Below are 14,586 nucleotides of genomic sequence, written 5' to 3'. Positions count from 1 at the left end.
ATTCCAATGGATAGAAACTTGGTATAACAAGAGAAGAAGACACTCCTATTTAGGGTATAAAACTATTAATGAATTTGAATTAAATATGTATAACAACAATCAGGCAGCATAGTCATTCAACTTAAAGTCTAAAATTTTGTTGCATATCCACTTGCGGTAAAAGTTGTGTTTCGGAACGCGTTCGCTCAATTGAAAATGAGAAAATAATTTTTCTTGGTACTCTTTTTTGCCTTGCATAACTAAAGTTAACAAATAACTAAGCCATTTTTAAATTCTTTTACTATCTTTAGCAACAAACTTGTGCAACAGGCACACCGTATAAAATTAATGTGGGTTTTTATGGCTTGCCTAAAGTTTTGGTTTATTTATAAAAGTCCGCTTAAACTTATTTACCTATTTTTAGGTCGACAAAATAAAAACATAAAATAAGTATAAGCTTAGTGTCTCGGCCGACAATTCACGAATTGTCAAACTCCCATACTAATCTTATACAAAAACGTTATGCCACATTAAAAACAACATGACGGTCAAAAACGGGCTGACCCCCCAAATTAAGTTAGAGTATGTGAAAGTGAAAATCTAACTATAAAAAAAAAAGAGTAGCCAAGAGTGAAATGAAAATGACCAAGTATAAAACTTGATAAAAAAAAACAGGTATCAATAAATTAATTTTAACCCTAGAATATAATCAAATGAAAATTATTAAAAAATTTAAATCGAAAATTGCTTATGCATTAACAATCGTTTTTTTGCTTCCTACAATGTATTCTTGTACGACTGATAAACTAACAAACGAATTTGAAGAAAATGCTACTTATAACCAAATTGTCAAAAAATATGAAGGTGCTGCAAAAGAAATGGCAGACGCGTTAAAATCAGTAAATATTGAGTTACAAAACAGCCCACAACAAAGACAAATAAATGGCGTGGAAATAACCCAGGCATTAGTTGACCAATACGCGGTTGCAGCTGGTTATGATGAAGGAGAAGTAACTGTTGAATTAGTTGAGGAAGTAATGGACAAAAACGAAGAATTAATATCACATGGATATATGCAAGTTTTGGACGACTACAATTTAACAGGATTTACTAAACTAAAAATACAGGAAATTCTTGATGGACAAGGTTGGATATCTGATTTACAAAACAGTCCTAACTATGCAAATTTAGCTACAAGCGAGAAAGAAATGCTAACATTTATCAATACTGTTGCTAAAGAATCAAGTTCTTTTACACCAACCGAACAAGCACGTTTTTGGGATGGCTTTACTTCGTTTGGAGTTGGAGTAATTGCAGGTGGAATATTATTAGGTCCAGTAGGTATGTTTTTCGGTGGGTTTATTGGCTCATTTATACACGGTTTAGCGAAGAACAAGACCCCTTAAAATTTAAATCTATTAGTTATGTTAAAAAGAATATTTTTATCATTGATAGTAACCATCGCATTTTTATGCAATGGTTACTCTCAAGAAAGTAAAGACGGAAAAGAACTTATTTTTAATAGCCATATTGGTTTTGGGACACTTGAAATTGAAAATTTATCAAAGTTAAATGTTTCAAGTATCGAGGCTTTTTTAGGTGTCGAGGTTTTCAAATTTAACAACAATAATTCTTTAATTACTGGTGTTGAATATTTAAACCTTTTTGGAAATTTAAATTCTGGAGCAGAAAACAACTATATTGAAAACAAATATCTAAACATTCCTATTATTTATAGAATAAAAAAAGAGAATGATAGTAATATTTCTTTTTTTGGAGATTTAGGTATTTATGGTTCTTATCTATTAAAGAGCAAGTTTGAAGATATAGAGAATTCGATTTCTAACACAGAGAATGGAATCGGTTTAAATTTAGGTCTTCAAGCAAGCATTGGTGCAAGTATTAAGTTTGATGATGCTTTTAAATTTAATATAGGAATTAAATCAAAATCTGACATACTAAATAATTCTAAAAATTCATTACCCGAATACAAATTATCAAATATGTATTCAGTATTGTTAGGTTTTAATTATAAATTTTAATAAATATATCAAGTTGAAATATTTGAGCATTTTTGCCATACTAATTTTATTAAGTTGCAATGAGCGAAATAACCATATTGATTTTAATTATTTTAATAAGGATAACACCTACATAATTTTCAGAGGAACTAATACCAAACAAGGTTATTTCGCCAAACAATTCAATATCAAAGATAGTTTAAGCACTCATGTAGGCATCTTGCTATTCCAAGATTCCAAATGGTTAATTTATAATGTTTCTGATTTTAAAGACAAATTTTCTGATTTTAAGACACAAAACTTAAATGAGTTTTTGACTTGCGAAGATGGAAAGGTTTTATACATGAGTGTTTGGACTATAAAAGGAAATAACCTAAAGGAAACTCGCTTAATTGCATCAGTCTTGAATAAATACAAAAAAAAGAAAATCAAGTTTGACCCATATTTCACTCTTAACGATTCAACAAAATTATATTGTTCAGAATTTGTAAATATTGTTTTGAAGTCTGTTGATTCGACTAAATTTAATTTCAAACCAATAAAAAGAGAATTAAAAGGAATGTATAAAACTTATTTTCAAAAAGACACTTTAAATTATTATCCTGTTGACATATTTGAATTTAGTCCTTTTATTATTAAAAAAAAGGAATGGCATTTTGAAGAATAACTTGGCATAACACGGGTAATCGTTGCACAAGTCTATAAAAACATTCAAAAGCTCCTTTTATAGGAGCTTTTACTTTGTTAAAACCAATACTATTTAAATTTAGGATGCCTATTATATTAGCTCTAACAGCTTTATTTGGGGCCTAAACAAGCGTTTTACAAGACAAAATAAATGCTTCATTGCTTTAGCATCCATTTTCACATTTTTTACAATGAATTTTAAATATTTCTTCAAGTTGTAGGCAATTGCAGACAGATGCATGACTTTGTTTGCTTGTTGCATTCCTATAGTGTTGATTTTCCGAAGTCCCATAAACTGTGTGAGGGTCCCAAAAACGGGTTCTACCGTACTTTGTCGTTTGGATTTTAGATACCTGCCTTTTGGACTATTTACTCGTTTGTTGTTACGTTCGTATTCTTCTCGGTAATAGGTCACAGAAAATGTTTTCTCTTTTGCACTTTTTCCTAAACACGCTTTGGCTATGGGACATCCTTTGCATTGCATACTTGAACCTCTGTACGCTTTCTTTTTGGTTTTGGTACGGGAATCCAAAAACACCTTTTTAAAGGGAATGATAGTGCCTTGTGGACACAGGTAATGATCCTCTTCTTTTTGGTAAACAAATCCTCTGGACCTCCTTTATAAGTGCCATGAGGGGGAATATAACTTTCCAAACCTATTGCTTCTGAAAATGCATAATTTTCGCCACTGCTATAGCCGGTATCAGCAACACAGTTCCGCCAAAGTAACCCTTGCTTGTGCAGTTTAGTTTTTAAGCGTTTGGTGATGTCCTGTAAATATTGGTTGTCTTTTTTATCGGCATGGTATGCCTTGATATCTGTAATGACATGATGCGCCGTATCTACACTAAGCTGGCTCATATAATTTAACTTTCTCGCTTTTCCTGGTTTTACACTTATACGTGCATCTGGATCGGTGGGACTGTAATGGGTTTTATTGGAGGTGTATCTACTTCCTTTATTTCCAGCGCCAGGACGTTGATCTTGCTCTGCTGCCCACTTCTTATTTCTGCTTTTTAGGGCTTGTAATTCTTTTGCATTTGCGGTGATGCTTTGCTGGTCTTCTGAAGCTTTATTGTTTTGAGCTTTACGGATTATAGTTTCCTTATCGCGACTACTTATGTGGCGTATTTTTCTCAAATGAGCATCCAAATCTTCTTTAGGAACTTTTAGCTCTAAAGTATCCATAGAAGCATTCGCCTTTATAGGAGCTGAGTCAATGGTTTGAGTATGGCCACTTACCGTCCCTTTTTCAACGCACATACTCAATACCTTTGTAAAAACGTCTTCAAAAATATGTTCAGGAAATAATTGACGCGTGCGACTAATGGTAGAATGCCAAGGCAAAGCTTCATCAATATCATAGCCCAGAAAATACAGTATATCTAAGCGCATACTGCAATGTTGTATCAATTTACGGTCGCTTATTAAATTTTCTAAATACCCCACCAAACACAATTTAAAGAACACAACAGGATCAATACTTTTCTGACCACTCTCGCCATAAAAAGGCTGGGTTGATGCATATAAAAAATCTAAATGTAATACCGCTTTTAACTTACGGTAAAAGTTGTGTTTCGGAATGCGTTCGCTCCATTGAAAATGAGAAAATAATTTTTCTTGGTACTTTTTTTTGCCTTGCATAACTAAAGTTAACAAATAACTAAGCCACTTTTAAATTCCTTTACTATCTTTAGCAACAAACTTGTGCAACAGGCACAACACCTAAACTGCATTAAAACGCAACTTAGCCACAACGTTGCGTACAGGCTGACCATTTATAAAAGGAATGCGTTAGAAAATAGCTTATCTTCGCTTTCGCTACGTAAACCATTTTTACAAAACAACACATATACTTAAACGTTGGCAACAATTGAGGGAAATCAGAAAACTGAATGAAATTAATCTTTAAACTTCAAATATTTGTAGTTCATTTATGGTTTTTAGTTTGTACATATTTAATGCTGACTGAAAATGATAAGCCTGATTATATCGGAAAAACAGAATCTAATAAAACGGAACTTTATGAAATTTTCTTTTATATTTCGTTACTGATTTTAGTACTTTTTCACATCTCAATTTTAGGCAAGTATTTATTAAAAAAGTCAAAATAAATTCTGACTTAAATGTGGAATGAAAAGCAAAACGGAATTTGAGCAAGTTTGCTAAATTATAGATCAATCGGAGTTTATAATATTAGGAAATCTGAATTGAACGCAAGAATTCACTCTTGCGGAATCGAATGACAGAACGAAAATATAGCGGAATTTTTCGCAGGTTTGTTTTTCAATTTTTTAGAATTAAAAAAACGTAAAGACAAAAAACAACAGTTGGCTACACCAGCAACCATTACACAAGTCTCTAAAAAAATATTCAAAAGCTCCTTTTACAGGGGCTTTTACTTTGTTAAGACCAGTACAAGTGTTTTTAATTTCATTTTTAAGAACTATTAAGACATTCCTTAAGGAATATTAAGCGATACTATATTTTAAAAAATTAACACTCTAAGAATATTCCAAAAAAAGAACTAGGAACAATATTAAGAAGTTTAAAAAGAAGAAAAGCTAAGAGGGCTTGTAAAATCAAAAAAAAAGTAAATGATTGATTAATCTTTAGATGATTTAAAAACTAAAAAACTTACCACTATATTTACCACTAAAAATAAAACCCCCATAAACATTGATGTTTATGAGGGTTTAAGTGAAGGCGATAGGATTCGAACCTATGACCGTTGCCTTAGAAGGGCAATGCTCTATCCAGCTGAGCTACGCCTCCAAATATAAAGATTAATTAGTCGGGGTGGCAGGATTCGAACCTGCGGCCTCCACGTCCCAAACGTGGCGCGATAACCGGGCTACGCTACACCCCGAATTAATCTAAAACTGCGGAGAGACAGGGATTCGAACCCTGGGTACCCTTTTGGGGTACGACGATTTAGCAAACCGCTCCTTTCGGCCACTCAGGCACCTCTCCAATTGTTGTTTTTATGTGATATGAACTAGCAATTAATTGCGGGTGCAAATTTAAGACAACATCTTGGATATCGCAACATTTTTTTCGCTTTTTTTTAAAAAATTATTCTGGATATTCAATTCGCAAATGGTAAATATTTGCAAGCTTGTGCTTTAGCACTTTTTTTATAGATTGAATTTCTTTAAAAGTAATACTCGCATTTAGAAATTGCCCATTATCCATTTGCTTATTTAGTATATTTTCCACAAAATTATCAATTTTAGTAGCGGTTGGTTCTTTTAAACTCTTAGAAGCAGCTTCAACACTATCACACATCATCAAGATTGCTGTTTCTTTACTAAAAGGTCTCGGTCCAGGGTAAGAAAAATCATTAATGTCTGTGTTTTCATTAGCGGCTTTCGCTTTCATATAAAAATAATATACGCTACTAGTACCATGGTGCGTTCTAATAAAATCAATAACCCGATCTGGTAAGTTGTTTTTTCTGGCTATCTCTATGCCATTTATAATATGATCTATAATTACTTTTGCGCTTTCTTTTGATGATAATTCATTATGCGGATTAATTCCAGAAGATTGGTTTTCTGTAAAATATGTAGGCTGCTTCATTTTACCTATATCATGATACAATGCACCTACCCTAACTAACATTGCATTTGCCCCTATTTCATTAGCACAGGCTTCTGCTAAATTCGCTACATTTAATGAATGATGAAAGGTTCCTGGAGCAATATTTGCTAATTGTTTTAAAAGCTTAGAATTAGTGTCTGAAAGCTCTAAAAGAGAAACATCAGAAACCAACCCAAATAGTTTTTCATAAATATAAATAAGGGGTTGCACAAATAATGTCGCCAATCCGCAAAGCACAAACAAACCAAAAGTGCCCCATTTTAATGTTTCAATACTCCCTTCATGGATCACAAAGAAAGCAAAGTAAGCAATGATATATACTAATGTTATCTGACCTACAGAAATAAATAAATTCGCCCGTTTATAGAGCTCAGAAACGGTTAAAATCGTTACAATACCAGCTATAATTTGTAAAAACATATACTCATAGCTATTGGGCACAATAAAACCTAAAAGCAGAACAGTTATCACATGTGTAAAAAGCCCTAATCTTGCGTCGAAAAAGGCTTTTAGAACCAATGGTAATATTACAATTGGAACGATATATATGTATTTTGAATTATAATTAACAACTAAGGTTGTTAATTATACCATTAATAATATATTAAAGAAAATAAAAGTTACTTTGGTATTATTTCCAAAAACGTCAACTCTATACTTCCTTAGAAATAAAAGTAACATTAATAACGCTAATGCCACCAATAGTGTATAGGCAAAAACAATCCAATTATAATTGGACTCACTCCAAACTTGAGACTCAAATTCAGACTCCAACGATTTTAGAATAAGCAAATTATCTCCAGTTACAATTTCACCTTTAGAAATTAAAAGCGTTCCTTTCTCTATACCTCCTCTAGTATAATATATTGTTTTTAAAGCCTCGGAAAGCGAGCGTTCTGTTAAAGAAGCATCATAGGTAACATTAGCCTTTATAATATCAAAAAAAAGCGCTGTTAGCGTACCCGAATATTTTTGTAAATCGGTATTTGCCAGTGCTTTTGTAATCTTAGTCTTTACGTCTTCTAACCTATATAAGCTCGAAAACTGCGTTTTGTATTTTTCGACCCTATCATCTAGAATCGTTATTTTTTTGTTTTTTGAAATAGAAACACTTTCCTCTAATATACCATAAGCATATAAATCATTTATAATCTCTCCGCCTTTATCTTTGAGTGCCTTAAAATCAGCTTTATATATAGAATCTAAAAACACCAGATTAAAATTATCATTGTATTCCGATTTCACAATAGGAACAACCCAAGGTTTCAGATTAAAATACGCAATGGCGTTAGCTTCAATTTGTTGTTTCTCTATAGCAATTTCGTCTGCTGTTTTTTGAATAGCAAAATTAAAAGGGGCGTATAAATTTTCGGATTGCCAAGGCTTTCCTTTTTCAAAATCATATTTAAATCTGCCACTTTTGGGGAACAAATAAACGATTAAAAAAGTGGTAACTATAAAAAGAAGCACTTTATAAATTAGTGCATGGTTTTTATAAAAAGTATTAATCAAGTCCTTCATTCTGTTTTGCTTGTACTTTTGTTTTTACTAAAATTTGGATATTATCTATTTCAAATGTAGTAAATATTCACTGTTCATCTTGTTATTATCTCTTGAAGGTTCTAATTTTTACCAAAAAATGATTAATTTCGCATGACTTATATATTAATACTCTCACAAATGAATAAAGAAGTAGTTATCGTTTCAGCAGCAAGAACTCCAATAGGCAGTTTCTTAGGTGCTTTATCAACAATTCCTGCCCCTAAATTGGGTGCTATAGCCATAAAAGGAGCTCTTGAAAAAATAAATTTAAAACCAGAATTAGTACAAGAGGTTTTAATGGGAAATGTCGTACAAGCTGGAACAGGTCAAGCTCCTGCTAGACAAGCTGCTATTTTTGCTGGAATTCCAGATACAGTACCTTGTACAACAGTTAACAAAGTATGTGCTTCTGGAATGAAAACTGTAATGCAAGCAACACAATCTATTGCTTTGGGAGATGCAGATATAATTGTTGCTGGAGGTATGGAAAACATGAGTTTAATTCCACATTATTTCCATGCTCGTAATGCTACTAAATTTGGCCCTGCCAGTTTAATAGATGGTATGCAAAAAGATGGTTTGGTAGATGTTTACGATCAAAATGCAATGGGTGTTTGTGCAGATGCTTGCGCTTCAGAACATCATTTTTCAAGAGAAGATCAAGATGCTTATGCAATACAATCCTATAAGCGTTCTGCAGCAGCATGGGACGCTGGAAAATTTGATAATGAAATTGTTCCTGTTGCAGTCCCTCAGCGTCGTGGAGAGCCAGTTATAGTTAGTAAAGATGAAGAATATACCAATGTAAAGATGGAAAAAATACCCGCTTTACGCCCTGCATTTACAAAAACAGGAACAGTAACAGCTGCCAATGCTTCTACAATTAACGATGGTGCTGGTGCTATGGTATTAATGAGTAAAGAAAAGGCCGAAGAACTTGGCTTAAAACCATTAGCAACTATTAAAAGTTATGCAGATGCAGCGCATGAACCAGAATGGTTTACTACAGCGCCTTCTAAAGCCTTACCAAAAGCTTTAGACAAAGCAGGTATGACTATTAAAGATGTTGATTTCTTTGAATTTAATGAAGCTTTTTCAGTTGTAGGCTTAGCCAACATGAAAATTCTTGGCTTAAATGATAGTACTGTAAATGTAAATGGTGGTGCGGTCTCATTAGGTCACCCACTAGGATGCTCTGGCGTTAGAATATTAATTACATTGCTTAATGTCTTAGAACAAAATAATGCAAAAACAGGTGCAGCTGCTATTTGTAATGGTGGCGGTGGTGCTTCTGCAGTTGTTATAGAAAGACCTTAATTAGTAAAACAATCACGAATTCGATTTAACCCATAATACAACAGCTCATTAATTAATGCATTACGGAATTTGTAATTTAAGTATCGTTCCTCTAAGACTTGAAGCCTCGGATACTAGTGAAATGGTTTCACAAGTACTATATGGTGGTTTCTTTAAAGTTCTAGAGCAACGCAAGTCTTGGCATAAAATCCGATTGGCATTTGATAAATATGAAGGTTGGATAGATCATAAACAATATTTTGAGATAACTAAAGCGCAGTATGAAAATCTGCTGTCTGAACCATTAAAGTTGTCTACAGATTTAGTAGAATTTATTCAAGGAAAGGATAAACAACTCTATCCCATTCCATTGGGATCTTGTTTAAATGGACTATCGCTTATGAACCATACTTTTGATGGTGTTTTTACAGACATAAAACACCCAAAAGAAAATATTATAAAATCTACCTTTCTATATCTTAATGCACCGTATTTATGGGGAGGAAAAACCTTGTTTGGTATTGATTGCTCAGGTTTTACACAAATGATTTATAAATTAAATGGCTATAAATTACTCCGCGATGCTTCACAACAAGCAACGCAAGGTGAAGCCCTAAGTTTTATAGAAGAAAGTGAACCTGGCGATTTAGCTTTTTTTGATAATAATGATGGCGATATTATCCATGTTGGTATTATAATGAAAGACAATTATATAATACATGCACATGGAAAAGTTAGGATTGATAGATTAGATCATTCGGGCATCTATAATATAGATAAACAAATCCATACTCATAAATTAAGAGTGATAAAAAAAATTATTTAAATTAAAAACGTCTACAAAATGATTTTGTAGACGTTTTTTTAACTTTATAGCAGCCTCCTATACTTTTATAGTTATAAAAACAGATTTTATCTTATCTATAATTCCTTGTAAAATACTAAAGATAGCATCGGAAGAAAACCCACCTATTAACGCTAAAAGACTTTTATTAAACAAATTAAGATTGTCTGGATTTGTTGTATTATACACGGAAATAATTTCAGACATAATAAGACCAGATATAATACCTAATATTATTTGTGCAATATATTCTATAGATTCTTCTGGTATTAATGTCCCATTCTTTACCGAAGCACTTATATTTTTAAGAAGATAAAACAACACCCCTAAACCAGAAATACAAGATAAGAAAACAAGATTTAAAAGTAATGGTAAGCCTTTACTTTCCATAATCCCTAAGCCCAAAGACTTATTATTTACATGTCCAGATAACCCTGTAATTATAAAGCCCCCTAAAAACATAAGCGATAGCAGTATTAAGTTTCTAACCAAAGGCAATTTATTTAATGGCGATTTTCCTTCACCGTTTTCATATAATCGCTTTGTATAGTCAATGGATTTAGGTGTTGCAGGCGCTACATTTTTACATAATAAATTGTGAGCGTTAATTAAGTCGTCTATACTACTATTTTGGATTAATGCATTAACTTCTGTATTTATAATAATCCCATTGTACGCAGCATACGACAGCATATTGTTAATATCCATACTCAGTTCTTCTACAACTGTTTTAGATATTCCTGGTTTTGTTGCTTTAGTTACAGGCGCTTTAGTTTCATTATTTTCTGTTTCTTTTTTTTTAACATTGGTTACTGTGGGCGAATTTACTTTAGAAACAACCTTTTTCTGCTCTAAATTGGTTAGTGTAGTTGCCATTTATTTTGGTTTTATTAGAAATTGATTACATCGTTTATATAGACAAACTAAAATAAGATATAGACACTTCTAAAAACCGCGTATAAATACTTGTTTTTACATTCAATTTATGATAATCCCTTCAGTAAAAGGGCATAATACAATTACCCTATACCTCAATTAAAAACAGGTAGCTTATTAAGTTTATGAAAACCAATAGCTTTAAAATCACTAATTACCATATCTGCCAAAGCATAATTTTGATTTTTAGAATTCACACTATCAAACCCAACACAATATATTCCAGCAGATTTTGCGGCTTTAATTCCATTAGTAGAATCTTCAATTACCAGACACTCATCAGCCTTAAAACCAGAAGCTATTGCTGCTTTTTCAAAAATCTCAGGATGTGGTTTTGATGCCTTTAAATCGGCTCCACTTAATTTCGCAATGAAATACTGATTTAAATCAAACCGATCGAACACATTATTAATAGTGAACATAGAAGCAGAAGATGCTAAAACCAAAGTCAATCCATTACTATGATACTCTTTTATAAGCGCAAGCACACCATCAATAAGCTGTAAACTAGGATCATTGTGAAATAAACTTGTAAAGCTCTTACGTTTGCTTTGAACCAATTCTTCTGGATCATTCTTCAAGTTAAAGTACTTACATAATTGTCTGCATATATTTATAGTAGATTGCCCTGTAAATGACTCGTACAATGCTGTGGAAACAGAAATTCCAAAGGCATCAAACATCATATAATAGGCTTTATGGTGTAATGGTTCTGTATCTACAATAACCCCATCCATATCAAAAAGTACAGCTTTAAGCATAATTTTATATTTATTTAAGCGAATATAATTATTGTTCCTATAATAAATACAGTCGTTACAATTTTATAAAGAATAATTAATACTACTTTTGTAATACACAATACCTAATCTATTTATGTTTACTTATATCGCCTTTGCTGCTCTATTGGGTTTTGCAATATTTTCGTTTTCAAAAACAAAAAAAAAGAAAGCAGCCACCTTTCCTGAACATTGGCACCCTATTTTATTAAAAAAAGTATTGTTCTATAAAAATTTAACCCATACAGATCAAATACGATTTCAAAAAAGAATGATGCTTTTTTTAAGCGAAATAAATATTGATGGCGTTTCTACAACCATCGAAGAATTGGATAGAATACTTATAGCTGCCAGCGCTATCATTCCTGTTTTTGGATTCAAAGAATGGCATTACAATAATTTAAGTGGTATTATATTATATCCCAATGCGTTTAATGCTGATTTAGAGTTTTCTAAAAATGGAAAACAAAGACGCATATTAGGAATGGTTGGTACAGGTCGCTTCGAAAAACAAATGATTCTTTCCAGAAAAGCACTGCGTTTAGCTTTCCAAAACGATACCGATAAATACAACACCCCTGTACATGAATTTATTCATTTAGTAGACAAAATGGATGGCAATACAGATGGAATTCCAAAACAATTATTGCGTAGAGATTATATAAAACCATGGTTAGAATTAATGCATAATGAAATGAAAGCTATTAATAACGACCAATCTGATATTAGAAAATATGCATTGACCAATGAAGCCGAATTTTTTGCTGTCGTTTCCGAATATTTCTTCGAGAGACCTCAATTATTTAAACGGAAGCATCCTAAATTATATAAAATGCTACAAGAGTGTTTCCAGCAAAACCCTGCGAAAAGAAAGTAGTTTTTTATTGCCAATGAATGTTGTAATTTGCAAACTTAAATTTTGATGTCATGAAAATAGAACAAATATACACTGGATGCCTTGCCCAAGGAGCGTATTATATAGAAAGTGAAGGCAATGTTGCCATAATAGACCCTTTACGCGAGGTTAAAGATTATCTAACCAAAGCTAAAAATGATAAGGCACAAATTAAATATATTTTTGAAACCCATTTCCATGCAGATTTTGTTAGTGGACATTTAACGCTATCTAAAGAAACTGATGCTCCTATTATATATGGTCCTACAGCTAAGCCAGCATTCGAAGCAATAATTGCCGAAGATGGTCAAGAATTTAAATTAGGTAAAATAACCATAAAGGCTTTACATACACCTGGGCATACTATGGAAAGTACAACTTACCTCTTAAAAGATGAAACAGGAAAAGATTATGCCATTTTTAGTGGAGATACTTTATTTTTAGGAGATGTTGGGCGTCCAGATTTAGCTCAAAAGGCTGCAAATATGACTATGGAAGAACTCGCAGGCTTATCTTTTGATAGCTTACGTAGTAAAATCATGCCACTAGCCGACGATATTATCGTATACCCTGGCCATGGCGCAGGTTCTGCATGTGGTAAAAACATGATGAAAGCAACGGTAGATACTCTAGGAAATCAAAAACAAGTGAATTATGCTCTTAGAGCAGATATGACCAAAGAAGAGTTTGTAAAAGAAGTTACCGATGGGCTTTTGCCACCGCCTCTCTACTTCCCTTTAAATGTAAAACTTAACAAAGAAGGCTATACTCATATAGATGAAGTCATAACGAAAGGAACTAATGCTTTATCACCTGAAGCTTTTGAGACTACAGCCAATGATACTGAAGCTTTAATTTTAGACGTACGTCACCAATCTGATTTTATCAAAGGCCATATTCCACGTTCTATTTTTATTGGTCTTAAAGGAGGTTTTGCCCCTTGGGTTGGTGCCTTAATAGCAGATGTAAATCAGCCATTATTACTAGTGGTAGATAAAGGTAGTGAAGAAGAAGCTATTACCAGATTATCTCGTGTAGGTTTTGATAATACACTAGGGTATCTTGAAGGAGGTATTGAAGCTTGGAAAGCTTCTGGAAAAGAAACTGATGCTCTTCTCTCTATTTCTGCCGAAGCTTTTAAAACTAAATTAGACGCAGAAACTATTCCTGTTTTTGATGTTCGAAAAGAAGGTGAGTTTACTACGGGGCATATTGAAAACGCCAATTTAACACCTCTAGACAACCTTAATAGCCATTTAGCTAAGTTTCCTGAAAAAGAAAATTTCTATATTCATTGTGCTGGTGGTTATCGCTCTGTAATTGCAGCATCTATACTAAAAAGTAGAGGAATACATAATCTAGTCGATATCGCAGGAGGAATGGCAGCTATAAAAAAAGCTGGGATTCCTGTATCAGACTTTGTATGTCCTTCAACATCTAAATAATTTATGGAATTAATATACAATACTTGGCCTTGGTATATTGCTGGACCATTAATAGCTCTTACAATGTTCTTGCTTCTTAAATTAGGTAAGCGATTTGGAATGTCTTCAAATTTAAGAACGTTATGTACTATTGGTGGTGCTGGTCGCTATGCCGATTTTTTTAAATTTGATTGGAAAGCTAATAAATGGAACCTATGGGTTGTTGTTGGTGTTATTGTTGGTGGCTTTATAGCCTTTCACTTTTTAACGCCTAGGCCTCCGCAAATAAATCAAGAGGTTGTAATACAATTACACGACCTTGGTTTTAATAGTGTTAACAAATCCTATTTACCCTTAGAATTATTTAGTTTAGACAACTTATTATCATTAAAAGGGGCTTCTATTTTATTAATAGCAGGCTTTTTAGTTGGATTTGGAACGCGTTATGCAGGTGGTTGCACTTCTGGGCATGCTATTTCTGGTATAAGCAATCTTCAACTCCCCTCTTTAATTGCTGTAATAGGCTTTTTTATAGGAGGTTTAGTTATGGTTCATTTTATTTTCCCTATAATTTTTTAAT

10 protein-coding genes, 3 tRNA genes and 2 pseudogenes are annotated in these 14,586 nt (G+C 32.7%); 8 read left to right on the top strand and 7 right to left on the bottom strand.

The window, feature by feature from the left end:
- Positions 1-692 precede the first annotated feature (692 nt).
- Genes AC2D8I_RS09365 through AC2D8I_RS09355 form a run of 3 tightly spaced genes read left to right on the top strand, consistent with a single transcriptional unit; the run spans position 693 to position 2,667 of the window.
- Positions 693-1,385, top strand: coding sequence for a DUF456 domain-containing protein (locus AC2D8I_RS09365; protein WP_484705735.1), 693 nt, complete (start codon positions 693-695; stop codon positions 1,383-1,385).
- Between the two features lie 18 nt (positions 1,386-1,403).
- Entirely contained in the window at positions 1,404-2,021 is a 618-nt protein-coding gene (locus AC2D8I_RS09360) for an outer membrane beta-barrel protein (protein ID WP_484705734.1), read from the top strand.
- Between the two features lie 13 nt (positions 2,022-2,034).
- Positions 2,035-2,667, top strand: a complete 633-nt coding sequence (locus tag AC2D8I_RS09355) for a hypothetical protein (protein ID WP_484705733.1) — start codon at positions 2,035-2,037, stop codon at positions 2,665-2,667.
- Between the two features lie 111 nt (positions 2,668-2,778).
- Here the strand turns inward: AC2D8I_RS09355 and AC2D8I_RS09350 are convergent.
- The 5 genes and pseudogenes from AC2D8I_RS09350 to AC2D8I_RS09330 all read right to left on the bottom strand — a co-directional run bounded on the left by AC2D8I_RS09350 (position 2,779) and on the right by AC2D8I_RS09330 (position 7,811).
- A pseudogene (locus AC2D8I_RS09350) lies at positions 2,779-4,331 on the bottom strand (IS1182 family transposase).
- A 1,057-nt stretch (positions 4,332-5,388) separates the two neighbouring features.
- Positions 5,389-5,462: transfer RNA gene (locus AC2D8I_RS09345), tRNA-Arg, on the bottom strand.
- A 19-nt stretch (positions 5,463-5,481) separates the two neighbouring features.
- Positions 5,482-5,556 (bottom strand) — tRNA-Pro (locus AC2D8I_RS09340).
- 16 nt (positions 5,557-5,572) lie between these two features.
- Positions 5,573-5,660, bottom strand: a tRNA-Ser gene (locus tag AC2D8I_RS09335).
- A 102-nt stretch (positions 5,661-5,762) separates the two neighbouring features.
- A pseudogene (locus AC2D8I_RS09330) lies at positions 5,763-7,811 on the bottom strand (HD family phosphohydrolase).
- Between the two features lie 159 nt (positions 7,812-7,970).
- Here AC2D8I_RS09330 and AC2D8I_RS09325 point away from each other — a divergent pair.
- Positions 7,971-9,149 carry an acetyl-CoA C-acyltransferase gene (locus tag AC2D8I_RS09325; RefSeq protein ID WP_484705732.1) on the top strand — a complete coding sequence of 393 codons (1,179 nt, stop codon included), beginning with the start codon at positions 7,971-7,973 and terminating at the stop codon, positions 9,147-9,149.
- Between the two features lie 55 nt (positions 9,150-9,204).
- Positions 9,205-9,954, top strand: coding sequence for a C40 family peptidase (locus AC2D8I_RS09320; protein WP_484705731.1), 750 nt, complete (start codon positions 9,205-9,207; stop codon positions 9,952-9,954).
- A gap of 57 nt (positions 9,955-10,011) precedes the next feature.
- On the opposite strand, the gene AC2D8I_RS09315 is transcribed toward AC2D8I_RS09320, so the two are convergent.
- Together AC2D8I_RS09315 and AC2D8I_RS09310 are read right to left on the bottom strand one after the other, a co-directional pair.
- Positions 10,012-10,848 carry a hypothetical protein gene (locus AC2D8I_RS09315; protein ID WP_484705730.1) on the bottom strand — a complete coding sequence of 279 codons (837 nt, stop codon included), beginning with the start codon at positions 10,846-10,848 and terminating at the stop codon, positions 10,012-10,014.
- 155 nt (positions 10,849-11,003) lie between these two features.
- Positions 11,004-11,669 (bottom strand): HAD family hydrolase, encoded by a 666-nt coding sequence (locus tag AC2D8I_RS09310; RefSeq protein WP_484705729.1) that lies wholly within the window; start codon positions 11,667-11,669, stop codon positions 11,004-11,006.
- Between the two features lie 115 nt (positions 11,670-11,784).
- Between AC2D8I_RS09310 and AC2D8I_RS09305 the strand changes: the two genes are divergently transcribed.
- From AC2D8I_RS09305 to AC2D8I_RS09295, 3 genes are read left to right on the top strand one after another with little or no spacing between them, the layout of a single operon-like run.
- Positions 11,785-12,564, top strand: coding sequence for a M90 family metallopeptidase (locus AC2D8I_RS09305; protein ID WP_484705728.1), 780 nt, complete (start codon positions 11,785-11,787; stop codon positions 12,562-12,564).
- A gap of 50 nt (positions 12,565-12,614) precedes the next feature.
- Complete coding sequence (locus AC2D8I_RS09300) at positions 12,615-14,027, top strand: MBL fold metallo-hydrolase (RefSeq protein ID WP_484705727.1); 1,413 nt, start codon at positions 12,615-12,617, stop codon at positions 14,025-14,027.
- Between the two features lie 3 nt (positions 14,028-14,030).
- On the top strand, positions 14,031-14,585 hold the full coding sequence (locus tag AC2D8I_RS09295) for a YeeE/YedE family protein (protein ID WP_484705726.1): 555 nt from the start codon (positions 14,031-14,033) through the stop codon (positions 14,583-14,585).
- The last annotated feature ends 1 nt before the right edge of the window (position 14,586 follow it).

The sequence above is a fragment of the Lacinutrix sp. YIN62 genome, assembly GCF_057219185.1.
Note: the sequence above shows the minus strand (reverse complement) of the source record. Positions and strands in the feature narration are given on the sequence as shown.

What these genes read in the sequence shown, in the direction of transcription:
- AC2D8I_RS09360 (WP_484705734.1), top strand. Translation starts at nt 1,404, where the DNA reads ATGTTAAAAAGAATATTTTTATCATTGATAGTAACCATCGCATTTTTA.
- AC2D8I_RS09365 (WP_484705735.1), top strand. Translation starts at nt 693, where the DNA reads ATGAAAATTATTAAAAAATTTAAATCGAAAATTGCTTATGCATTAACA.
- AC2D8I_RS09300 (WP_484705727.1), top strand. Translation starts at nt 12,615, where the DNA reads ATGAAAATAGAACAAATATACACTGGATGCCTTGCCCAAGGAGCGTAT.
- AC2D8I_RS09315 (WP_484705730.1), bottom strand. Translation starts at nt 10,848, where the DNA reads ATGGCAACTACACTAACCAATTTAGAGCAGAAAAAGGTTGTTTCTAAA.
- AC2D8I_RS09320 (WP_484705731.1), top strand. Translation starts at nt 9,205, where the DNA reads ATGCATTACGGAATTTGTAATTTAAGTATCGTTCCTCTAAGACTTGAA.
- AC2D8I_RS09295 (WP_484705726.1), top strand. Translation starts at nt 14,031, where the DNA reads ATGGAATTAATATACAATACTTGGCCTTGGTATATTGCTGGACCATTA.
- AC2D8I_RS09325 (WP_484705732.1), top strand. Translation starts at nt 7,971, where the DNA reads ATGAATAAAGAAGTAGTTATCGTTTCAGCAGCAAGAACTCCAATAGGC.
- AC2D8I_RS09305 (WP_484705728.1), top strand. Translation starts at nt 11,785, where the DNA reads ATGTTTACTTATATCGCCTTTGCTGCTCTATTGGGTTTTGCAATATTT.
- AC2D8I_RS09310 (WP_484705729.1), bottom strand. Translation starts at nt 11,669, where the DNA reads ATGCTTAAAGCTGTACTTTTTGATATGGATGGGGTTATTGTAGATACA.